The 22226-nt window shown below is 39.6% G+C and carries 27 protein-coding genes and 1 rRNA gene; 16 read left to right on the top strand and 12 right to left on the bottom strand.

Annotated features, from left to right (window positions below; all coding sequences use genetic code 11):
- Window positions 1–259: 259 nt before the first annotated feature.
- Window positions 260–1228 carry a DMT family transporter gene (locus tag JK635_RS14545; RefSeq protein WP_202654684.1) on the top strand — a complete coding sequence of 323 codons (969 nt, stop codon included), beginning with the start codon at window positions 260–262 and terminating at the stop codon, window positions 1226–1228.
- Between the two features lie 54 nt (window positions 1229–1282).
- On the opposite strand, the gene JK635_RS14540 is transcribed toward JK635_RS14545, so the two are convergent.
- The 3 genes from JK635_RS14540 to JK635_RS14530 all read right to left on the bottom strand — a co-directional run bounded on the left by JK635_RS14540 (window position 1283) and on the right by JK635_RS14530 (window position 2641).
- Window positions 1283–2143: a DUF421 domain-containing protein gene (locus JK635_RS14540; protein WP_202654683.1), complete on the bottom strand. Its 861-nt coding sequence runs from the start codon at window positions 2141–2143 to the stop codon at window positions 1283–1285.
- A gap of 18 nt (window positions 2144–2161) precedes the next feature.
- Window positions 2162–2368, bottom strand: coding sequence for a DUF1657 domain-containing protein (locus tag JK635_RS14535; protein ID WP_202654682.1), 207 nt, complete (start codon window positions 2366–2368; stop codon window positions 2162–2164).
- Between the two features lie 69 nt (window positions 2369–2437).
- Complete coding sequence (locus JK635_RS14530; RefSeq protein WP_202654681.1) at window positions 2438–2641, bottom strand: DUF1657 domain-containing protein; 204 nt, start codon at window positions 2639–2641, stop codon at window positions 2438–2440.
- A gap of 236 nt (window positions 2642–2877) precedes the next feature.
- On the opposite strand from JK635_RS14530, the gene JK635_RS14525 reads away from it, so the two are divergent.
- On the top strand, window positions 2878–3039 hold the full coding sequence (locus JK635_RS14525; RefSeq protein ID WP_202654691.1) for a hypothetical protein: 162 nt from the start codon (window positions 2878–2880) through the stop codon (window positions 3037–3039).
- A 232-nt stretch (window positions 3040–3271) separates the two neighbouring features.
- Here JK635_RS14525 and JK635_RS14520 read toward each other — a convergent pair whose 3' ends face one another.
- The 3 genes from JK635_RS14520 to JK635_RS14510 form a co-directional block, all read right to left on the bottom strand.
- Window positions 3272–3523 (bottom strand): sigma-G-dependent sporulation-specific acid-soluble spore protein CsgA, encoded by a 252-nt coding sequence (locus JK635_RS14520; RefSeq protein WP_202654680.1) that lies wholly within the window; start codon window positions 3521–3523, stop codon window positions 3272–3274.
- 115 nt (window positions 3524–3638) lie between these two features.
- Window positions 3639–3872: a hypothetical protein gene (locus JK635_RS14515; RefSeq protein WP_202654679.1), complete on the bottom strand. Its 234-nt coding sequence runs from the start codon at window positions 3870–3872 to the stop codon at window positions 3639–3641.
- Between the two features lie 125 nt (window positions 3873–3997).
- Window positions 3998–4708: a class I SAM-dependent methyltransferase gene (locus JK635_RS14510; protein ID WP_202654678.1), complete on the bottom strand. Its 711-nt coding sequence runs from the start codon at window positions 4706–4708 to the stop codon at window positions 3998–4000.
- Window positions 4709–4928: 220 nt separating this feature from the next.
- Between JK635_RS14510 and JK635_RS14505 the strand changes: the two genes are divergently transcribed.
- A complete protein-coding gene (locus tag JK635_RS14505) occupies window positions 4929–5504 on the top strand; it encodes a YkoP family protein (RefSeq protein WP_235888123.1) in 576 nt (191 codons plus the stop codon).
- A 102-nt stretch (window positions 5505–5606) separates the two neighbouring features.
- Window positions 5607–5912 (top strand): hypothetical protein, encoded by a 306-nt coding sequence (locus JK635_RS14500; RefSeq protein ID WP_202654677.1) that lies wholly within the window; start codon window positions 5607–5609, stop codon window positions 5910–5912.
- 33 nt (window positions 5913–5945) lie between these two features.
- On the opposite strand, the gene JK635_RS14495 is transcribed toward JK635_RS14500, so the two are convergent.
- Window positions 5946–6827, bottom strand: a complete 882-nt coding sequence (locus tag JK635_RS14495) for a VanW family protein (protein ID WP_202654676.1) — start codon at window positions 6825–6827, stop codon at window positions 5946–5948.
- 231 nt (window positions 6828–7058) lie between these two features.
- On the opposite strand from JK635_RS14495, the gene JK635_RS14490 reads away from it, so the two are divergent.
- The 6 genes from JK635_RS14490 (at window position 7059) to JK635_RS14465 (ending at window position 13552) form a co-directional block, all read left to right on the top strand.
- Window positions 7059–7640, top strand: coding sequence for a TetR/AcrR family transcriptional regulator (locus tag JK635_RS14490; RefSeq protein ID WP_202654675.1), 582 nt, complete (start codon window positions 7059–7061; stop codon window positions 7638–7640).
- Window positions 7641–7816: 176 nt separating this feature from the next.
- Window positions 7817–8518, top strand: coding sequence for a response regulator transcription factor (locus JK635_RS14485; protein WP_202654674.1), 702 nt, complete (start codon window positions 7817–7819; stop codon window positions 8516–8518).
- Window positions 8490–9872 (top strand): ATP-binding protein, encoded by a 1383-nt coding sequence (locus tag JK635_RS14480; RefSeq protein WP_306792949.1) that lies wholly within the window; start codon window positions 8490–8492, stop codon window positions 9870–9872. Before JK635_RS14485 ends, JK635_RS14480 begins: the two co-directional genes overlap by 29 nt.
- A 160-nt stretch (window positions 9873–10032) precedes the next feature.
- Window positions 10033–11421 (top strand): S1C family serine protease, encoded by a 1389-nt coding sequence (locus tag JK635_RS14475; RefSeq protein ID WP_202654673.1) that lies wholly within the window; start codon window positions 10033–10035, stop codon window positions 11419–11421.
- Between the two features lie 204 nt (window positions 11422–11625).
- Window positions 11626–12306 carry a response regulator transcription factor gene (locus JK635_RS14470; RefSeq protein WP_202654672.1) on the top strand — a complete coding sequence of 227 codons (681 nt, stop codon included), beginning with the start codon at window positions 11626–11628 and terminating at the stop codon, window positions 12304–12306.
- On the top strand, window positions 12296–13552 hold the full coding sequence (locus JK635_RS14465) for a sensor histidine kinase (RefSeq protein ID WP_202654671.1): 1257 nt from the start codon (window positions 12296–12298) through the stop codon (window positions 13550–13552). The genes JK635_RS14470 and JK635_RS14465 overlap by 11 nt, the downstream gene beginning before the upstream one ends.
- Here the strand turns inward: JK635_RS14465 and JK635_RS14460 are convergent.
- The 4 genes from JK635_RS14460 to JK635_RS14445 are packed head-to-tail and all read right to left on the bottom strand — an operon-like array spanning window position 13549 to window position 15950.
- Complete coding sequence (locus JK635_RS14460; protein WP_235888122.1) at window positions 13549–14127, bottom strand: ferric reductase-like transmembrane domain-containing protein; 579 nt, start codon at window positions 14125–14127, stop codon at window positions 13549–13551. The genes JK635_RS14465 and JK635_RS14460 overlap by 4 nt on opposite strands.
- Window positions 14124–15062, bottom strand: a complete 939-nt coding sequence (locus JK635_RS14455; protein WP_368857097.1) for an FAD:protein FMN transferase — start codon at window positions 15060–15062, stop codon at window positions 14124–14126. Before JK635_RS14455 ends, JK635_RS14460 begins: the two co-directional genes overlap by 4 nt.
- Complete coding sequence (locus JK635_RS14450) at window positions 15037–15288, bottom strand: hypothetical protein (RefSeq protein ID WP_202654670.1); 252 nt, start codon at window positions 15286–15288, stop codon at window positions 15037–15039. Before JK635_RS14450 ends, JK635_RS14455 begins: the two co-directional genes overlap by 26 nt.
- Window positions 15289–15305: 17 nt before the next feature.
- Window positions 15306–15950: a copper amine oxidase N-terminal domain-containing protein gene (locus JK635_RS14445; RefSeq protein WP_202654669.1), complete on the bottom strand. Its 645-nt coding sequence runs from the start codon at window positions 15948–15950 to the stop codon at window positions 15306–15308.
- 124 nt (window positions 15951–16074) lie between these two features.
- On the opposite strand from JK635_RS14445, the gene JK635_RS14440 reads away from it, so the two are divergent.
- Entirely contained in the window at window positions 16075–16575 is a 501-nt protein-coding gene (locus JK635_RS14440; protein ID WP_202654668.1) for a mismatch-specific DNA-glycosylase, read from the top strand.
- Between the two features lie 36 nt (window positions 16576–16611).
- Here the strand turns inward: JK635_RS14440 and shc are convergent, their stop codons facing one another.
- Complete coding sequence (gene shc / locus JK635_RS14435; RefSeq protein ID WP_438803835.1) at window positions 16612–18483, bottom strand: squalene--hopene cyclase; 1872 nt, start codon at window positions 18481–18483, stop codon at window positions 16612–16614.
- A gap of 81 nt (window positions 18484–18564) precedes the next feature.
- Between shc and JK635_RS14430 the strand changes: the two genes are divergently transcribed.
- The 5 genes from JK635_RS14430 to JK635_RS14410 all read left to right on the top strand — a co-directional run.
- Window positions 18565–19689 (top strand): DUF2515 domain-containing protein, encoded by a 1125-nt coding sequence (locus JK635_RS14430; RefSeq protein WP_202654686.1) that lies wholly within the window; start codon window positions 18565–18567, stop codon window positions 19687–19689.
- A complete protein-coding gene (locus tag JK635_RS14425; protein ID WP_235888120.1) occupies window positions 19616–20062 on the top strand; it encodes a CBO0543 family protein in 447 nt (148 codons plus the stop codon). The genes JK635_RS14430 and JK635_RS14425 overlap by 74 nt, the downstream gene beginning before the upstream one ends.
- A 324-nt stretch (window positions 20063–20386) precedes the next feature.
- Complete coding sequence (locus JK635_RS14420) at window positions 20387–20827, top strand: peptidylprolyl isomerase (protein ID WP_202654666.1); 441 nt, start codon at window positions 20387–20389, stop codon at window positions 20825–20827.
- A gap of 123 nt (window positions 20828–20950) precedes the next feature.
- Window positions 20951–21703 carry an exodeoxyribonuclease III gene (locus tag JK635_RS14415; protein WP_202654665.1) on the top strand — a complete coding sequence of 251 codons (753 nt, stop codon included), beginning with the start codon at window positions 20951–20953 and terminating at the stop codon, window positions 21701–21703.
- A gap of 392 nt (window positions 21704–22095) precedes the next feature.
- A 16S ribosomal RNA gene (locus JK635_RS14410) occupies window positions 22096–22226 on the top strand; the annotation flags it as partial.

Genomic DNA, 22226 nt, shown 5'->3' with positions numbered 1-22226 from the left:
TTTCATGTATTTAGCTTAGAACACTACCGCGCTTTCGCTTGGTGGCCCCTTTATTTGGTGAGCGATCTGACAATCCCTCACCAAATGAAGGGGTTAAATTTTGCCCACATTAATTTTACTCATACCTAAATATGTATTTTTATACTATTGCGAAAAAGTATTATCAAAAGTATTATCATATGATTCAAAAAAAAGGTATTATTAGAAATATTATAAATATGCTATGCTTATAATAAAAATTTTTTAGGAAGGAGATAGTATGCGCCCCATTCTCATCGGCATCTTAGCTGCATTCTTTTTTGCTTTTACGTTCATTTTAAATAGGGCAATGGATCAAGGGGGCGGCAGTTGGATCTGGAGTGCTTCCCTCAGATATTTCTTTATGCTGCCATTTCTTTTCAGCATCGTTATTGGACGAAAAAATTTACAACCATTATTGGTTGACTTAAAACAGCGGCCTGGGGCTTGGCTTTTATGGAGTACGGTGGGCTTTGGGCTTTTTTATGCGCCGCTTTGTTTTTCGGCTGCCTATGCACCTGGCTGGCTGATTGCCGCAACCTGGCAAGTGACGATTATCTCTGGTTCACTGCTCGCACCCTTATTCTCCGAAACGGTCATGACAGAGACTGGACCCAAACAAATAAAGGGAAAAATTCCTTTTAAAGGTTTAACGATGTCGCTGCTCATTTTAATTGGTATCATTTTAATGCAGTTACAGCAGGCCGCCGCACTTTCGCCAGTGGCCATTATGTTAGGAATTTTGCCAGTAGTTGCTGCCTCATTTGCCTACCCGCTGGGAAATCGTAAAATGATGGAGGTATGCAGCGGCCGTTTAGATGTATTCCAGCGGGTATTAGGAATGACTTTAGCAAGTTTACCATTTTGGCTTATTTTATCGATTTATGGCTATGTAACCGTTGGTTTGCCTAGTATGGGCCAGACGATTCAGTCCAGCATAGTAGCCATTTCAGCGGGAGTCATTGCGACAATATTGTTTTTCCAGGCCACCGATCTTGTTAGAGGTAATATGCAGAAACTGGCAGCGGTTGAAGCAACGCAGTCGATGGAAGTTTTGTTTGCTTTATTAGGAGAATTATGGCTGTTAGACTCAGCTTTTCCTACCCCTTTATCATGGCTGGGGGTCATTTTGGTCATGGACGGAATGATTTTACATAGTTATATTTCAAACAAAAAAGAAGCCAGAGTCAGTAGTAAGGTAAGTGCATAAATAATTTAAAAAAATAATCCTTATCAGACGGTTGATAAGGATTATTTACGGTCACTATTTGCTTAAATAGGGCTCAAGTTTGGCAATTGTTTCTTGGAGGAGCGTGGCATTTTTTTGATACATGGCTTTGGATTTTTCGCATTCGGTTGAAAGGGCAAAGATCTCTAAATCAGCTTGTGTTTTTTTCAATGAGGCCAGGAGCAGTGGCCGCTGCTGTGGCTGTGGGACTTTAATTTTATCATCATAGAGATCCAGGGTCAGCTCACCATAGGAATCGACTTGACCTAAGAAAACGTTATCAAGTGTGGCATTCATTTTTTCCAGTTCGGTATATAGCCAGCCCCTGCTCTTACCGCTCCACCTTAATGCATCGTCCATTATTTTTCCATCCATGATGATGGTATATGGTTCTTTTTCATTGGGCATTTTCATCTTTAAATCTTTTGGAGTTAGGGGGCGATTTTCCTTTTTAAGCAGAACGCTCAGTTTACCTTGTGGTTCCAAAACAGCAAATTCAACATCAGCTACGTTAAAGACGTTTTTTTGTCTTAGAAGAGTGAGTAAATTGTCAATGGTGTATTTTTCCTTTTTTAAATTATCTTCTAATAACTTTCCTTCCTTAATGATTACTGTTCCGCTACCTTCAACAATATCACGGAATTTTTTACTTTTAAGTGAAAAATAGTCAGTTAAAAATGTAACGAAACCAAAAATGAGGATACCGAAGGCACCTTGCAAAAAATTTTTTTCCAAACCTGTCACTGCTTCACCGGCAATACTGCCAATTGTGATTCCGGCAACATATTCAAAGAAAGTTAGCTGGGAGATTTGTTTTTTACCGACAACTTTTGTAATTAAGAATAGAATAAGGATAAAGATAACAGATCGAAAAAATATATTCAGATAGCCATTCATCGATATTCACCTCATAAGTCAAGAACCTTTATACTGTGGTTCCTGCCGCTCTAATTCTAAAACTCGATATTGAAGATCCTTTTTTATCGTTTCAATTGTTATGGCTGCATCATGAAAAACAGCCTGGGCCTCATTATCTAATGAATTCAATGCCAAAGTAGATAATTGAGATTCTATTCCTCTAATGGTTGTAAGACATTGTTTAACATTTGAAGCAACTGTCATCCTCTGACCACCTTATTAGCATAATAATCAACATGAAAAAGGGGTTGGCTAAAACGCCAACCATTTTTATTACTGATTGTATTGTGGTTCTTCCGTCGTTATTTCTTGCAGTCGTGGTTCTACAGTATCAATTATGGATTGGGCCTGTTGCGCCGCTTGCTGATAAAGTTGTTTTGCGTTTTTATTTTCTGTTTGGAGCGCAAAAGTTTCAAAAGAGGCCTGTGCTGCTTTTAATCCTGCTAAAGTTTGTTTCACTTGTGTTCCAACAGTCATATTTATTCCTTCTTTCTGATAGAGATGGGATGTTACAAGCATAGTATGCGAATCATCCACCGGCTTATGTATCGAGAGTCAATTGAAGAAAGGTGAAAGTTTTTCCAGTAATGAGTGGAAAATTGTCTTTTGAAATCGCTTACAATAGGGTTACAACTATTCACATGATTTTTATACTCCTTTAGAATATTGTTCCTTGCTTTTGAGAAAATAACAGTTGAAAGGAGATGATTCACGTGGCTAAAAAGCAAGAAAATAACAATTTCGGACCGACTCTGGCACCTGGTATAGATGACCGGGCAGAATTGGAAAAAAGCGCAACCAAAGAAGAACTAGAAAATGGGGATTTCACGAGTGTCACCACCCTTTCCCTTGATGAAGTTGACGCTGGCAGATAGACTTTGGTAAATTTCCCAAGAGATCATTCAAAGTAACGAAACCATCCTAATGATTAAGTAGAATATTGTAATTTTCAGAAAATTTATGTCGATTTTTAGAGAATTCCTCAGAAATATAAATCATGTTTTGTCGGAAGGTGCGCTTGCCTCGGAAATAAAATGGCCCAACCGGCAATATTTCCAAAAAAGATGGCTACTGAGATTTCTGCCATCTTTTTTGTTATCAGAAGACTTAAAACAATAGCTCGTACACTTCATTGAGTTCATAAACCCTTTGATCGTCTTGTACTTCTTGAGCATAGGCGATTTCAGCATCTAAAATTTTATTTAAAAAATCAATTTCCTTCTGATTTAAACTTCTTACAAAAGCCTCTTCAGATTTGAATTTCCCAGTTAGAAGCTTTTGGTAGATCTGCCCTCCTTCGGAATGGTCACCCGTATAGTTCGATAAAGTTTCTCTTAGATAACCTAACGTCTTATCCACATTCGTTCACCGATCCTTTCATAACTTATTTTTCTTCTAAACGGTTTAACTATACATAGTTTAGTTTGAAGGAATTTGGCCAAAAAAAAAGCAAGTATGAGAAACATACTCGCTGTTACCACCAAAATAAAGGAAAACCAAACCCAACAAAGACGGATGGTCCCCAAAATGGTCCCCAAAAGCCATATCCATAACCCTCGTCGGAACCGGAATGATTTAATTCTTCAATCTCCAGGCCATCTTTTCGTACCTTTGCTACTCTGCCAATTGTCCACTTGCCTTGTTTATTTTTAAACGAAATGATTTCTCCCTTTAGGCGAAGTGCCTGTTCATAAGTTAACCGCTCCACTTAAATTCCTCCCATTCATAGGTACTTGCTATAGGGTATGAAGGATGTCCTCCGTATGTAAGGGCTGTTAACCAGTACCTGTCCAGATATTAAGAAAATTGAAAGCCCTTCTTTGAAGGGCCTTCTTATTTGGAGCAAGTAAATATTCGGTGACTTAATATATCATGATACTTTATAAGCATATTCCCGTGTTCATTGAGGATGCTGAATAGCTCAGGCTCAAAATTTTGTGAAAAGTTAAATTCCTGAGCAACGTTTCCATCCTTCAGGTCTGACTGCAGCTCGTTGATTTTAATTTGTTTAAAGCCTGTATCTTCTAAAAGGCGGATCCAATCGTTTTCTAACAACAAAGAGTCAATATTATAGAATCCGATAATTTCTTGTTCGGCTTGTTTGTTTAGCTTTGAATTAATCGTCATTTCATTTGCCAAAAAGCGGCCGCCTGTTTTTAAGACTCTGTAGAATTCACTGAGGGCTTTAGGTTTATTGACAAATGCTAAAACAGATTCGCATATAATAAAATCAAAAGTATTTCGATCAAAAGGAATTTCTTCGACAGATCCTTGGAATAATTGAATAGGGAATTGCAGTTTTTCAAAACGATTTTTTGCTTTTTCAATCATGATCGGATTAATTTCCAGGCAGAAAATTTTTGCTTGATACTGATTAAATAAATAGGCTGCCGTTTGCCCTGTGCCACAGCCTGCATCTAGAATCATGGAGTCTTTTGTAATATGTTCTTGTGCAAGGATGCTTTTTGTTAAACCGATTCCACCTGGATGGGCACCACCAACGCCAAATTTTGCAAGAAAATCAATATATGTTAAGCCACCCATAGCCACCATCCTAACTTACATCTTTTCTGCATCTTATGAAAAGGAATCGGGATGGGTGCCTTAATGTTATTATTAATCTCCATAAAGGATCTACAGATTAAAAATCAGTCCATTACTAGCTGATTCATTTTCAATGCCTTTTTTCATATCCTAACATTAATGATAAAAAGAAAATTTGAAAAACCACACTTTTTGGGTGTAAGGACGGAACGAGGTGTAAATGATGGCTATTCGCCTAACACTCCTTTGGTTATGGAAATTAATTGATCCGTTATTTTATTATTGTTCCCGTTTATATTGCATAAAGGATGAGGAAAACAAACGTTCAATCTTTCGTGTTCGCGTAACAAAATATAAAGGGGCGGAGGTCGTTCTTTCGGATGGAACCATCATCGGGAGGAATGATTTGTTACTAAAAATTCACCTGCACAATGTTAGTTTATTGAGTGAGTACACAAAAATCAAAAATGACATCAAGCGGTCAAGAATGATGTATAGACTGGTACATGAATCAATGCCGACTTTATCTAAGTATTTAAAAAAACATCCGAAAGAAGATAAAATCAAGGCGATTATCGGAATCACTACTTTAAATCGTGGTGTTCACACATTAGGATTTGAATGTTTTAAGCCAAAAAGCATCTGGTATCGGAGGTTTAAGCAGCTGGGACAACTGCCCATCTTCATTCTGTCAGGTACACCTCTTAAATATTTTCAAAAGCATCAGCTCACCTATCTTTTTTTATCAAAGGAAATCCTATATCAAAAATACGGGCAAAATTCCTCCAGAAATTAACAAGGTATGTACAGATTCCTATTCATACACAGAAGGAAAAAGGACAAATTAACAAAATGGAAGGCTCTTTTGTTCTTCCATAATGGGAAAAGGGGTGCAAGTATGCGGAATTTGAGAAGAATGCCGTTTGTTAAAATGTTTATGCCAAAGCGCAAAACGAATGGGGCCATCTGGGCGTCGCTGGCCAGCATTGGAATAGGTGCTGCTGTATTGACAATGACTAAAGGAAAATGGTTTTCCAATACACTTCCGTTGAAGGATTCAGTCAAAAAATTTGCAAGTCCGATTAAGGATTCTGTAAAAAATATCGTTCCAAAAATGAATATAAACAACATGGATACAGCTGCACTGACTGAATTCTCACAAGAACTGCTTTCCAGTGCCTTAAATAATAAAAATAAGCGTTAATTGCAAAAAAGTCCGCTGATTCGCGGACTTTTTTTAAGTTGGCGGGCGGGGAATTTTACGCGGCTTGTATTGAATTCCTTCACTGGAATACAGATTAATAATCAACAATCTTCCCATCGTTCGGGCTCGGATTAAAACCGGTTGTTGGTATTTATTTTTAAACACAAAATCAGGGCCATACCAACTGACTGTAGCATCTCTCCCTGGGGGGATGTATGGAACATCTCGGCTATGCGAAAATCGTTGTACAATTGCCAGACCTGCACTGTCCACAGCATTAAAAAGGGTTGAGGATACTTGACAAATTCCACCGCCAATATCTTCTGAAAACTCACCTCTAACGATCACTGGTGCTTTAAGGTAGCCCTTGGCTTTAGTTCGTTTCCCTACAACTTTGTTGAAAGAAAACGTTTCGCCCGGAAATACTACATAATTATTGATTGCCTCTGCTGCCAGCTTGATATTATATGACCGGTTTTTGTTCTGTGGATTAAAGGATGTGAAGTATCGACCAATCCTGAATGAACGAATATCACTCAGTAATTCACTATCAACTTTTGGGTAAACAGTTTGAATCGGGACTTCCAGACTGGGAGAATGTTGGTCAAAAAAATTAGCATAAATTTGTTCTGTGAAAGCTTGCCGGTTTACTTTAAACCCAGCAATTTCCGGAATAATATTTCCGTTATGATCTAAGCGGGCATTTTTTGCTTCAAAGGATATCTGTTTATCTAATTGATCTAAAAAACGCTGATATTTTTGAACATCAAAAATTGGAAAATCAATGTAAGGGTTAAAAAAATCCAAGCGATTAACCGTTGTAACCGGAATACCGTCTTTTGTAATCGTTATATCTTCGGGAGAATGAACTGGTTGGATGGCCAGCCAAGCTGCAAAAATTAACGGTAAATTCATAAGCTTAAACCTCCTCATTTTATTATGGGTATTCATGGAGTATTTCATGTAATAAGGAACATAAAAATATTTTACAGTGAAAAAGGATCTTTCCATTGAAGCCAAGAAAAAAGGAATTTAAATATTGAATAAATGATGTATAATATAATCATCAACATACTAACTGGTTGGTATAAAGCAAGCAAAAAGGGGTATATCTGAGATAATTTTTTGATTGAGAGGCTGCGTGCGATGAAAGACAAAATTACGGAACATAGCATTCGTTTATTTGAGAAACAGGGGTTCAGCGAGACGTCAATTCAGGATATTGTGGATTCACTCGGCGTAACAAAAGGGACCTTCTACTACTATTTTTCCAGTAAAGAAGAGTTGTTAATGGATATCCACCTTGGATATATTAATGGACTGCTTAACCAGCAGGAAAAAATTTTAAACGACAAAGCGACATCTTCCAGGGAGAAATTAAATGATATTGTAACCATGCTGATCACCGATATCAAAACAAAAGGTTCGGCAGCAAAAATCTTTTTTACGGAAATGAAGAATTTAAGTGAAGAAAGAATAGAATTGATCAAATCCAAGCGGGATCAGTTTCGCTTTAATCTTGAAGAGCTGTTGAATCAAGGGGTAAAAAATGGTGAATTCCGCTCCGATTTAAAAACGGCCATTGTAACTTTTGGAATCCTCGGTGTTGCCAATTGGAGCTATTTTTGGTTTAACCCGGCCGGGAATGTTTCTGATCGTGAAGTGGCTGAGATTTTTGTCGAGATGATATTGCAGGGAATTCAAACGACGCTCATCGTGAATAAGTAAATACCGGATCATATCCAAAGGGGTCTTGAACAAGTTCAAGACCTTTTTAAGTTGTTTTATTTCGAAATTATGAACAATCTATTAATAAGCTGGGAAGAATACAGCAGAACCTTTGCGATCCGGTAAAATTTGATTACACTAGTAATAGGAAGAATATTGCCGGGAGTTGACCGAATTTGAAAATACTAGTGATTGAAGATAATAAAAGTGTTTGTTCCATGATAGAAATGTTTTTTGCTAAAGAAGGAATTGAAGGTGTGTTTGTTAATGACGGGCTTGAAGGTTATCAGCGATTTAAAAGCGGTACATGGGATGCACTGATTGTCGACTGGATGCTTCCGGGAATGGATGGAGTAACCATCTGCCGGAAAATCAGAGAGGAAAAGTTGACCGTTCCCATTATTATGTTAACGGCTAAAGATAGTGAGTCTGACCAGGTCCTGGGGCTTGAGATGGGGGCCGATGATTACGTCACAAAGCCATTCAGTCCGTTGACATTGATGGCCAGAATAAAGGCAGTTACCCGAAGATATCAATCACAGGTGCCTAAAGATATGGAGGGGATTATACAAACTGAGCATTTTAACATTAATAAGACAACCAGGGAAGTAATCGTAGACGGGACGCCAATTACCAACTTAACACCAAAAGAATTTGATTTACTCTATTATTTGGCTGAGCATCCTCGTCAGGTGTTCTCCAGGGAGCAGCTGCTTGAAAGTGTATGGGGCTATCAATTCTATGGGGATGAGCGTACAGTTGATGTTCACATCAAACGGTTGCGGAAAAAGGTTGAAACATCGTCCCAGCCATTTTTCCATACTGTCTGGGGAGTAGGGTATAAATTCGATGACACAACGAAAACCGATGAAATTTAAATATTTTTATCAACAGTTTTTCAGTCATATTAGTATCATCATCGTCGCTTTTTTGCTTTTAAGCCTGCTGTTTGCCCATTATCTTGAAAATCTCGTCTATGAAAATAAAACCGATGAACTGATCGCATACGGCAGGGCCATTCTCTCCGATATTAAAGAATCGCCGCTGGAATCGGACCAAATCATTAATCAATACAGCAATGTATTGGCGGCAAGAAAAATGAGCTTTAGCATGTTTGACTCCGATGGTNGGGAGAAGGTGACAAAAGGCGAAACCATCGTCGTTAAAAGCGATTATAAAAGCTTTGACCAGGATGGAGTGACGTTTGTTATATTGCCTCACATGGACCATGGAAAATTCTATGGTGGAGTCCTGTTAACCTCACCGATTAGCGGTTCGGTTAGTATGATTCATGCCATTAACAAATATTTATTGTACGCAATTTTAGCCGCCTTTGGTGTCTCCTTCCTGCAAAGCTGGTATTTGTCGCGAATTCACGTAAAACGGATTCAAAGGCTGCGTAAGGCAGCCGCCCAAGTCTCGAAAGGGAATTATAATGTTCATGTTCATTCCTCAAATTACGATGAGATTGGCGAATTAGCGCAAGATTTTAACAATATGGTTGATAAAATCAATGCTTCAATGCTGGAAATTGAAAGCCTGGAAAACCGCCGGCGCCAATTTATGGCCGATGTTTCCCATGAAATGCGGACCCCGCTGACAACCATCAGCGGCGTTATTGAAGGTCTTAAAAATAATATGATTCCGGAAGAAGATAAAGAAAAAGGCATCAATCTTGTCAGTCAGGAAGCTAAAAGATTAATCAGGCTGGTGAATGAAAACCTTGATTATGAAAAAATTCGTTCTAATCAGGTTCGATTATTTAAAGAAGAAATCCAGCTTTCTGAAGTACTGGAAATTATCCAAGAGCAACTAAGCATGCAGGCTGAAGAGAAAAACAACCAAATCGTCGTTGAGGCCTCTCCTGATGTGTTTGTATATGCTGATTATGACCGCTTAGTTCAAATCCTGATTAATATTACCAAAAACAGTATCCAGTTTACCACTGAGGGGACCATTTGGCTGCGCGGAAAAAAGGAACAGGATCATATTATTATTGAGGTAGAAGATACTGGAATTGGAATTGACACGAGTGAAGTCGAAAATATTTGGCGCCGTTTTTACAAAGCTGATATTTCTCGAACAAGTAACCTCTATGGTGAGTTTGGTTTAGGTCTATCGATTGTGAAACAACTAGTCAATCTTCATAATGGAGAGATTAACGTCTATAGTGAAAAAGGAAAAGGAACGAAATTTGTCATTCGTTTTCCGGCTCAAATGGATCCGAAATAAAGCTGAGGGATTGATTCTGTTGCTTTTAGTTGTTTTTAAACAATATTCTTAGATTTTTCCAAAACCCTTTAAAAATTGTTCATAATTTATTAATATTTGTCAGATAAAGTAAAAACAAGCGATAAATTATTGGATTTTAGTTTTAAAGGAGTGAGCAAATATGGAAAACAAAGAGCCATTTGAACAGGAAAATTCGATTGATTTATCATTACCAGTCAACAGTGCCGGAAATCCGAATGAGGCTGCTGAAGATCATAAACCGTTGGAGGAGGATTCAGTAAACAAGGAAGCTGGCCCTGTAGAAGTGAATAGCACTAACAGCGATCTTGAGCATGCCAGGATAAATGAAGAAAAAGGACCGAAACGAACTAGTCGTCTTAAAAAGAATGCCAAAGGATTCGCCTCTACATTGGCTGCAGGTGTAATCGGTTCTGTGTTAACATTAACGATTCTGCCGCATACCGATTATATGAAAAACCTCCAACCGCAAGCGGAAGAGCAACCTGTACAGGTTCAACAGAATAGTACTGTGGCAAAAACTGTATCAGCTAAAGCGGATGGCACTGATTCGATTGCCAATATCGTTGAGAAAGTATCGAAGGCTATTGTAGGGATTGAGAATTATCAGCAGCAACAAAGTGTTGACTTTTTTGGCAACACCCAATCTTCACAAAACGTTGAAGCTGGATCAGGATCTGGGGTGATTTTTCAAAAAAAGAATGGGTATGCTTATGTTGTGACAAATAATCATGTTGTTGAAGGGGCATCAAAGCTGGAAGTTTCATTATATGATGGAACTAAGGCAACTGCAACAGTGATGGGAACGGATGCTTTAACCGATTTGGCCGTTCTAAAAATCGATGGAAAAAATGTTACGGCTACTGCCACATTTGGCGATTCATCGACGCTTCGACCCGGTGACCAAGTATATGCCATCGGAAATCCGTTAGGTTCAGAACTTTCCAGAACGGTGACACAAGGAATTGTCAGTGCGACCAACCGCAGTATTTCCGTTTCCACCTCTGCGGGTGATTGGGAAACAACTGTTATTCAAACAGATGCTGCGATTAATCCGGGAAATAGCGGCGGGGCATTAATTAATCCGGAAGGGCTGGTTGTCGGGATTAACAGCATGAAAATAGCCGAAAGCGGCGTAGAAGGGTTAGGCTTTGCCATCCCAAGCAATGATGTTATACCGATTGTAAATAAATTAATTAAAAATGGAAAAATTGATCGTCCATACCTTGGGATTGGATTAGCAGACCTTGATCAAATTCCCCAGGTTTATCGCGGAGATCTTCCTAAAAGTGTCACACAGGGTGTAGTAGTGATGAATATTGATGGCAATTCTGCTGCAGCCCGTGCAGGATTTCAGCCAAAAGATATTATTGTATCTATGAATGGCGAAAAAATTGCTAATTCTTCGGAATTACGAAAATATCTTTATACGAAGGTTAAAATTGGCGATAAAATCAAATTTGGAGTTTACCGTGACGGCAAATTGAAAACCTTAACTGTTACAGTATCCAATAATCGAGCAACTGAGTGATTTCCACCTTTCTGAGGGTTTGAACCAATCATGAAATAGAGTTCACGAAAATTTCACTTATTTTTCAGAAAAGCCTGCTATCATGATGGTAGCAGGCTTTTTTCCAACTTTTACAGTTTCTGTTGCAAATTCAAAAGATCATAGAAACTACTACCAATCATAGGTGAAAAGTCGGTTGGAATTTTTTGAAAAGGGGTTTTAAAAGTGAATATACTGCTGGCAGAGGATGATATTCGGCTGGGAAAACTGGTGTCCCATTTGCTGAGTAAAGAATTTCATTTGGTGGATTGGGTAAAAAATGGCAAAGATGCCTACGATCATGCCATATTTACGGAGTACGATATCATCATTCTAGATTGGATGATGCCGGGTGAAAGTGGATTGTCTGTTTGCCACAGGCTAAGGGAGAAGGGGATTCAAAGCGGCATATTATTCGTAACCGCCAAGGATGCCAATCAGGATATTATTACTGGTCTGGATTCAGGAGCCGATGATTATATAGTGAAACCGTTTGAATTTAATGAGTTACTGGCGCGTATTCGGGCGATTAGCCGCAGAAAACAAAAACCTCTGGAGCAAGTTATTACATACGATGACCTTACCCTCCATTTAGACACCCATGAATTAAGGCGAAATGGCTCGATTATTGAGCTGACTAAAAAAGAATACCAATTTCTTGAATTACTGTTGCGAAATCAAAATCAAATCATGACCAGAGAAGTCCTGTTTGAAAAACTCTGGGGTTATGATAGTGAGGTAACGGATAATGCCTTAGATGCGTTAGTAAAATTAGTCCGAAAAAAGGTGGACATACCCGGAGAGCCTTCGCTGATTCAAAATGTTCGGGGAATTGGCTATAAAGTGAGAAACCGCCATGTTTCATAAAGTAAAAACAAAATTAACTTTTATATATACCTGCTCACTTGTTTTATTACTGTTTTCTTTCATCGGTATTCTCTACTTGCTTATATCGCATCAAATTTACCAGCAGGAAATAGAGGAACTATCTGCTTATTATAACAAAGAGGCCGATGATTTTTATGATGACTTTTATGAAAAGGATGATCATCATAAAAAAGAGGAAGATCATCCTTTAAAATATGAACCGGAGGAGCCGATCTTTTATTACTTGTATGATCAGGCAGGAAATTTAATCTATGGTAAAGAGACCAATCAAGAGCTTTTTCGATGGATTGATAACCAGATGGATATAAGGTCTAGCGATGAAATCATAAAAATGGACAAGGGATCGCAGCATTTTCTGTTAATGAAACAAGAAATTGGAGCTGATGGTTTTGTCCTAATTGGCAAGGAAATTACAGCACAGCAGCACTTGATTGAAAAGATCACCTGGATTTTGTTATCGTTGACCATTTTTTTTAGTTTGATTTTTGCCTTGCTGGGCTACTATTTTGCCGGGCAGGCAATAAAACCGATTAAGCGAGCTTTTGAAAAACAGGAAAAATTTGTATCCGATGCTTCCCATGAATTACGGACACCGCTTAGTATTTTTTACAGCTCTATTGACCTGTTGATGACCGAGGAAAAAGACCGCTTGAGTCCATTCGGACAGGAGGTTCTCGAAGATGTGAAAATCGAAGCCCAGCTCATGAGTAAGCTAGTTAATGATTTGTTGATTTTAGCCAGAAGTGACAAAAACCAGTTAATGCTGGAAAGCAAAGAATTGAATCTATCCAAGTTATTCACTTCCATCCATCAGCGATTTGAAAGAAAAATCCCCAAAGATATTGCGTTTAGAGAGAATATTCAGCCGGGAATTTTGTTTCATGGAGATGAAGTAAGGATTCAGGAATTACTCTATATTTTATTGGATAATGCCCTGCGTTACACAAAGGCAGGTGAGATTACTTTAGGTTTAACGGAAAATGCAGGTAAAATTACTATAACGGTAGAAGACACAGGCTGTGGGATTGCAGCGGAAGATTTGCCATTGATCTTTGACCGTTTTTATCGGGCTGACCAAATGCGGGAAAAAGGCGGTGCTGGCTTAGGGCTCTCCATTGCCCAAACTATTGTTCAGGCCCATGGCGGTGAAATAACGGTCAGCAGTCAATTAGGGAAGGGTAGTATCTTTACTGTAATATTTAACCAAAACAACGGCAGCTCTTAAGGCTGCCGTTGTTGATTTAACGGTTTTCTTTGTTGTCTTGCCGGTTGCTCTACAGCAGTTTCCAACAAGCGAAGCAATCCGATAATGACAATGGCAACAATCCCGGCGACATATAAAAATAACGCCCAAGGTTTTGTGGAATCCGTTCCAATCAGAATACCATGCAATGCCATCATAATCCAAGCTGGAATGACTGCAATATGAAGCTTCTTCCAGCGTTTAAGCCCCATTTTTTTCATGAAAAAGTCAGACGATCCGATGACGATAAAAAATAAGTAAAAGGATATCGTCCCTAATGCTGACAGAAACGGCTCATTTTTTGCCAGAAAAGGAATAAAAAGTTCCTTTAAAGAGTACGGAACATATTGATCCTGCCAGATTAACAAAATATGAAATAGGATGGTTAGCAGTCCGGCCCAGCCAGTTGATTGATGCAGTGAAATGAACATCGCCTTCTTCTTTTTCATAACTGAAAAAGAACTTAATAATCCTATAGCAAGTGACAGTGTCATTAAATAATAAGCTAAAAAGCCAGAAGTTCGAATCAAAGACCAAGTCGAAAAATAATCGCTCAATGTTTTTCACCACCATGATGAATTATTTTTCCATCCTTTGTAACCAAAAGGAGGGTATGACTGGGATTTATCGAATTTAAAAGAGGATCCAACTCTTCTTTATTTACCATAAAGCACAGTTTAGCCATGACTTCTGCATCGACACAATTTTCTGTGATCACGGTTGCTTGAATGAGGTTACTGTTGACGGGCAGCCCTGTTCTCCCGTTTAACAGGTGGTGTTTCTGTTCATTCCCTTGAAGCCAGCTGCGATAGACCACATTCGAGGTAGCAATCGCACCGTTCTTAATGCGAAATTGAGCAATGTCGAGGTCTGTGCGATAGGGATGGGCTACGCTGATTTTCCATTCTTTTTGATTATTGGACCAAACCGTCATATCACCTCCGCCATCGACAATCCCGGCGGCGGCTTTACCGTTTGACTTTAGCCAGTTTGCCGCTGCCTCAACGGCGTACCCTTTAGCAATCCCGCCAAGATCCAGTTGTCCCTCGGCGAGTCGTTCAATCATTCCGGTTTTCTCATCAAAGTGGAAAGGAGAGGCAGCATCTGAAAAAACAGCAGGCATTTCCTGAGTCTTTGTTTCACACGATTGAAACGGAAAAGAATGGCTGTAACCATGATACTCCATTAGCGGCAATAAATAGGGCGAAAAAAAGCCATTGCTCTTTTGTCGATATTCCTCAGCCCGTGATAGAAGATCAAAAAGGGGCGGTGAAACTTCCGCAATTTCACCTATTTCCAGATTATTAATCTGTGCCAATACATTATCAGACTGAAACCGAGACCATTCATGTTCAACATATTTAATCCAGCCAAGGATGAAGTCTTGCCAATTGGGAACCCTGCACCCTTGTACCGTTATATAAAAGGAAGTATTCATTGCTTCAAATGTAAGCGGCTCCTGTTCATTATGTTCTCCGTGTTTGCCGGTCACTTTGTTCAATCCCTCCTGAAACGGCAGCCCCATTGATGGTGTAGTTGGACCAATCAAGTTGAGCGAGTTTCTTTTCTTGTTTACTCATCGATTGTACCGCAGTGGGGGTTGTCGTATTCTGGTTATTATTATTCATTTGATCTGCCCCAACTTGGCTGATTACAAAGGCAGATAAAGCAGTTCCAGTTAAACCGATGATCCATTTTCCTTTTTTTGATTTAGCCATTTTTCCATCACCTTTCCTTATATTGCTTGTAAAATGATTGCTTTTTTGGCCGCATCCCATGTTACCCGGTATCCAAGGGCATTAGCCGCTACAGAAATAGGCAGATAGACAGTATTCTCATAGGCTGCTGCCGGAACCGGCATTGGTGTTTTCATTTGATTTTCATAGGCTGCGTTCGAGCCAGCTTTGACAATGAGTTCTTTCTCGCCTTTTTTTAGTACACATATCTTGCTTGTCGGGTAAAAGGTAGAGTCGGCATTTATTACATTTGCAATCGTTTCGCCCCCCACCAGCAGCTGCCCATCGCGGGGAATAAAGTACATGTTTCCTTTTTTATTGCCGGCAATAACCAATACATTTGAAGGACTGTCAATTGGCAATGTATTTTCCGGATTATTTACCGGTTCCCTTGACCAGATATTCCAATAGTCTGCTTGTTGTGTGACTTGTATTTGCTGCTGCTGGTTGCCTTCCCACTCTTCATCATCGTCGTCCTCTTCCTCATATTTGTAGGATTCATCCTTTTTTTCACCATGATCTTTGTGATAATATTCATATTCTTCATCGTCGTTATCATCATGGTCGGCGATGGCAGTGGTGCCAAGAGAAAATACTACAAAAAACGCTGCCAAAATAGTCAGCCCTTTTTTCCAATTTTTCATTATTGCTCGCCTCCTTATTGGGTTGTTTATATATGGAAGTGTAGTCCGCCTGTCTGAAAAGAAACTGAAAAGGTTATGGTAAAATAAAAAATATTAACACTCTTTTTTAGAAAGGGCGATAGTTATGAAAGAAGTGGAAGACCGTGTGAAAGATCATTTAAAGGTCCTTTTTGTCGGTTTTAATCCGAGCCTTCGTTCTAGCGAAACCGGACATCATTTTGCCAATCCAAATAACCGCTTTTGGCGGATCCTTTTCGAGGCGGGGCTAACTCCAAGAAAATTTATGCCCTCTGAAGATGATTTATTGTTGGCGCTTGGTTTTGGAATTACCAACATTGTGGCTAGACCGACAAAGGCGGCGGATGAAATTTCGAAGGAAGAGTATCGGCAGGGGAGAGAAATCTTAAAACAAAAAATTGCCCGCTTGAGACCAAGAATTGTTTGTTATGTTGGAAAGGGAGTCTATTTGCAATTTAGCGGACGAAAAACGGCACCATGGGGAGTGCAGCCGGAAGCCGTTGTTCCCGGAACAATTGATTTTGTCGCTCCGTCTTCAAGCGGATTAGTGAGGATGAAGCTGGATGAAATGGTAGCCATTTATCAGAAATTGGCCGAGTTACTATGACACTAAAAATCGACGGCAATGACCGTCGATGAACAACTAGGTTTCAAATTTTTGGTGATAGTGTGACAAAGTTAAAAGTGGGAAGATGTAACGATAACTATGATAATGGATATAAAAAGCTCCCCCCATGCCCTGTCCTTTAGGGTAATCCATTGACCAATCTCTTCTGTCGAGTGAAGCTGCTAAATAACGGATTCCCCGCTGGATTTCCACAGTCGGGTGATCTGAAACGGCAATAAGAGCATCCAATGCCCAAGCAGTATGAACTAACGTGCTCGTGCCCAGCGCGATATATTTGTTTAGAACGTCACTGCGGCAGGATTCTCCCCAGCCGCCATCCATGTTTTGAATACTCAGGAGCCAGTTTACAGCTCTTTGTACAGCCGGATCTCTGCCGTCTAATCCAATCGCAATCAGTCCGGTGATGGCTGCCCATGTCCCATAAATATAACAAATTCCCCAGCGCCCATACCAGGAGCCATCGCTTCTTTGCTCCTTTCGCAGCCATTTGATGCCATTTTTCATAGCTGTATGATGTCGTGGTATGTTTGTAAAATTTCCGAAAAATTCCAACGTCCGCCCGGTAAGATCGGCACAGGATGGATCCATCAGCAAAAACTCTGCTTTTTCAAGGGGCAGGTATTCCAGCAGCTTGGAATCAGTATTTTTCTCAAATGCCGGCCAGCCGCCATCGTCGTTTTGCATCGATAAGGCCCAGCTCACTCCCCGCTCCCAGGCAGTGTTCGCAGGCGGTACAATCCTGGCAAGCGACCTTAAGGCAGCTGTCGTATCATCAACATCCGGAAGTATCGTATTTATATTGGAAAAACCCCAGCCTCCAGGCAAACTATATGGATTATGAATTACCCAATCGCCAAATTTATCATGCTGCCTGCTGAGAAGATAGCGATTGGCATTTGCGACCATCGGGTCAGCTTGGGAAATGCCTGCAGATTGCAAAGTGTAGCCAATCAGAGCAGTATTCCATACATTGGCGGTTGTATACTGGATATGCGGCAGTCCATTTATCTCGCATTTCATCGACTTAATCCCGGCCACGGCATTGGTGATAACGGGATCATTTTTCTTATAACCTAGGGAAAGTAAGGCAAAAATCATTAAAAATGTACAACTGTAATAGCTGTAAAAGGTACCATCCGGTTCAATTCGCTCAAGCATGTATTTTTTTGCACGATCTATCGCAATGCGGTGCAGCTCATCAGGTAAACCGATTAAACTTTTTATCCCATCTTCTATTAAAGAGATAATGGAGTCCCATTCGTTGGACCAATTCCATGGTTCATCCTCATCCCGGTTTATCGATAACTCGGATAAATCCGGTGATTTTGCTGTTTTTAAGGAAAACTTTTTGGCTGCAAGAATCATAATGGGAGTAATATTGGCTCTCCCAAAAACGGAAAACGAATAAAAGTTGATCGGGAAAATCGGTGGCAGCAGAATCATTTCAATGGGCAGTGGGGAAAATGCTGGCCATTGGTACTGTCCTGTTACGGCAAGCATGATTTTTGTAAAAGTACTGACTTCTTTCAGGCCGCCGTGAGCTAAAATAAATCTTTTGGCTGCCTGCAAGCGTTCGTCTTTCTTGGGATAATACCCAGAGTATAATAGTGCATAATAGGCCTCCAAAGTAGCGGACACATTTCCTTCGCCTTCATCATAAAATAGTTTCCAGGCGCCATTTTTCTCCTGTTTACTGAGCAGTCGTTTGCATAACCCCTGTATCAAATCCTCATCATTTATCTCTAAAGTACGCAATAAAATGATCATATAAGCATCTGTTGAAATGCCTGTATCAAATGGATAATCCCAAGAGCCGTCGGGTGATTGGTCTTTTCTTAATGTTTCAATGATCCAATCTCTACCCATCCGTGTTCTAAACATCAACATTCCTCCATTCTCATCCCAAACATCCTTAGGCTATACATATTCCCTTTGTGCAAGGCTCATTCATTAGCGAGGTGGTTTATCATTTTTTTTACAAGAAACCGGGAGAAGACGCCACTCGACAAGATTCGCGAAGAATTAAAAAAGAAGAGCAAGAACACTTTTCAACCACCCCATCATTTGTCATTACAAGACCGCAAGCTTCTGGAAAAAATCAGAAGGGAAACTGAGAATCTAAATTTAAATAATGTAACACGAACTAAGGCTTATTTGGATTTCTATCTTCGCTATCCGGAAATAAAGTGGGCCTTTTTAGGTCATATGGTTTCCCGCAATGGTGGATGGAATATGACCGATTTAAAGGGAGAATTCCTCCCTAAGCTGCTTTCAAAAAAGGAAAGAAATTCATTTTTCAACTTTCTGGAGCGGGGAAATTGGTTAATTTTTCAAGATGTCTATCCGCAATTATTGGTATATGAAGAAAGTTTGCGGCAAAATAGACCATTGTTTTATCTCTTAACCTATTTAAATATCTCCACGTTTATGGAAACGATTTGGAGTCATTTTTGGCAAAATCAGGATACCTATATTCTCTGCATCGCCCTCGTGATTAATGAACAAAGCTATTTACATCAACGGGTCATTCAACACCCGGTCTATCAAAAGGAAGTGCTGCATAAATTTGAGTTTTTTTTGCAGGATCTGCTTTCTTTTAATAACATCTTGTTCCCTTATGGTGACGGAAATTTGGCCGGCCAGACACTGCATCAATTTGAATCGTTGCACGAACGGATAATGCTGGGAAAAAGGTTATATTCGGTCCTCTTTCGTAATAAAGATTTCCTAAGACAAGTTGTCAATTGGGCGAAAGGTCATCCACATACAGGGTCAAGAAAAGATTATTGGCCGGATATTTTTAACCATGTGAAGGAAGGATTGCCTGGCTTAACTTATCCACTCCGATTGAAGGGATGCAAATTGCGGAAAGGGGCTAGAAGGTTTTATAGTCCGAGGCTTGAGCATGCCTGGAAGAATGTGCTTCAACCGGAAGCGGAAAAAGGGGATTGGTTTAAAGACAACCAGATCGTCGATTATTTAGTGGATGATAACAATACGGTTGATGGGGAGATTAAACATGAATACTGTAAAACACTTGAACGGCTTGAAGTCGCGGCCTTGGCGAAAAAAACGTTTAATTTTCTGGAATAAGAACTATTTGGCCGCGGCCTTCCTGGCGGCATTATTTGGAACCTATTCAGATCTTGTCCTTGTCGGAATCGGCATGTATGACTTTCCATTGCGGCCGTTTCCGGCAATCTTTTCAGTCAATATCCTGTTTACCTTAGTGGTTCTGCCGCTGGCAGTGATGACGATTTTACATTATACTTCCCAAGTGAATAAATGGGGGAGACGCGGAATTATTTTGTTTGTCAGCCTGTTGGTGCCGATTCTTGAAAAACTTGCTGAAGAGCTCGGGCTTTTTATTCACTCTGATCATTGGCAGCATATTTACTCATTTTTTGGCTATTGGATTTTTCTTGTCCTAATAGATGCCTTTCAGCGATGGTGGGCAAAAAGGTAAGCAAAGTTAAAAAAGGGTTGCCCAGAAAGTTATGTTTTAACTTTTGGACAACTCTTTCATGATTTAAAACTATGAACAGTACAACATTCTTAATTATTGAATTTTATACAATTTTTCGGTCAGCCTTTTTGCTATGTACGAGGGGGTTCTGCCCGTCCGTACAGTGGTTAAGTGTCCCGCAACAAGCGAAATGTTCGGACAGAACCACCCTCACATTTATTTTACCATAGACTTATAGAAAATATGTGGCTTAATTGGTTTCACTTTCATTTCATTGTGAAACAGTGTATGATTAGATTGATTTTTACATAAGGAGTGGTTAATATGGCTAAAAAAGGATACATATTAATGGAAAATGGTGAAAAGATTGAGTTTGATTTATTCCCGAATGAAGCTCCTGGAACGGTAGCGAATTTTGAGAAATTAGCTAACGAAGGTTTTTACAATGGGGTTATTTTTCACCGTGTCATCCCCGGCTTCGTGAGCCAAGGAGGGGATCCAACGGGAACTGGAATGGGCGGTCCCGGCTATACCATCAAGTGTGAAACCGAGGGAAATCCTCACAAACACATTCCTGGAGCCATCTCAATGGCACATGCCGGTAAAGATACTGGCGGCAGCCAATTCTTCATCGTCCATGAATCCCAGCCGCATCTTGACGGTGTTCATACAGTCTTTGGCCAAGTTACCTCTGGCTTAGAAACAGCTAGAAATATGAGAAATGGCGATAAAATGGTTGAGGTTAAGGTTTTTGATGTGGAATAAATGATTTAAGCGGGCTGAATCTGTCAGCCCTCTTTTTGTTCATTCGAGCGTATAACTTTAATCCTTTTTATTTTACTGGTAAAATGACTTCTATCAAACTATTGATTAGAAGAGGAATCCAAAATGAAACTAGTATCTTGGAATGTTAACGGCCTGAGGGCATGTGTGAAAAAAGGCTTTTTAGATTATTTTGAACAGGTTGATGCCGATATTTTCTGTATTCAGGAAACGAAATTGCAAGAGGGGCAAATCAATCTTGAATTAGATGGATATCTTCAATATTGGAACTATGCCGAAAGGAAGGGATACTCGGGAACGGCCGTGTTTACGAAAATTGCACCTCAATCAGTCCGCTATGGGTTAGGTACTGATGATTCCGAACCAGAGGGAAGAATCATCACACTGGAATTTGAAGATTTTTTCCTTGTCAACGTGTATACTCCCAATTCCCAGCGCGATTTAGCCAGACTTAGCTACCGGCTTGAGTGGGAGGACCGAATTAGGCAGTACCTGCAAGAGTTGGATAAGATAAAACCAGTTGTTCTATGTGGCGATTTAAATGTCGCACACCAGGAAATTGATTTACGCAATGCCAGAACAAATATTGGCAATTCCGGTTTTACTGACGAGGAAAGAGAAAAAATGACCCTGTTGTTACAAACAGGATTTGTTGATAGTTACCGTCATTTTTATCCTGATCAAGAGGGTGCTTATACTTGGTGGTCTTACATGAACAAGGTCAGGGAGCGGAATATTGGCTGGCGTATTGATTACTTTATTGTTTCGGAGACCTTTAAAGATCGTTTAAAAAATGCCGAAATTCATCCTAAAATTATGGGCAGTGATCATTGCCCAATATTGCTCGAAATACAATAAGAAAGAAATGCGCTATAAAACCCTTTACTTAAGAAGTAATGTTATCTTTTGTAAAGGGTTTTTTATTATATTTCATTTAGAAAATATTAAGCCCAAAAAAAGTAGTTGACGGATAAGAAAATGGGGAGTAATATAAGGAATGTCCTCATTACAAGATGTTTTAATTCTTTAAAACGAAATTAAAACGAATGTAGTAATGTTGACAACAAAAATTTATTATGTTAAAATGATCTTCGTCGCTGATTAATAGTATGATAGATACTGTTAATTCGGCTAATTCAATGTAGAAGCTTTGTTCTTTGAAAACTAAACAAACAAAAACGTCAACAAACAATAATTATTCGTTTCTAACGAAACGAAGCCAACGTTTTATTTTATGAGCTATATCAACTTTCATGGAGAGTTTGATCCTGGCTCAGGACGAACGCTGGCGGCGTGCCTAATACATGCAAGTCGAGCGAATCAAGAGGAGCTTGCTCCTCGAGATGAGCGGCGGACGGGTGAGTAACACGTGGGCAACCTG

This window comes from Neobacillus paridis, assembly GCF_016765675.1.
GTDB lineage: Bacteria > Bacillota > Bacilli > Bacillales > Cytobacillaceae > Neobacillus > Neobacillus paridis.
The sequence above is the reverse complement of the archived record's forward strand: the minus strand, read 5'-3'. Positions and strand labels throughout refer to the sequence as shown.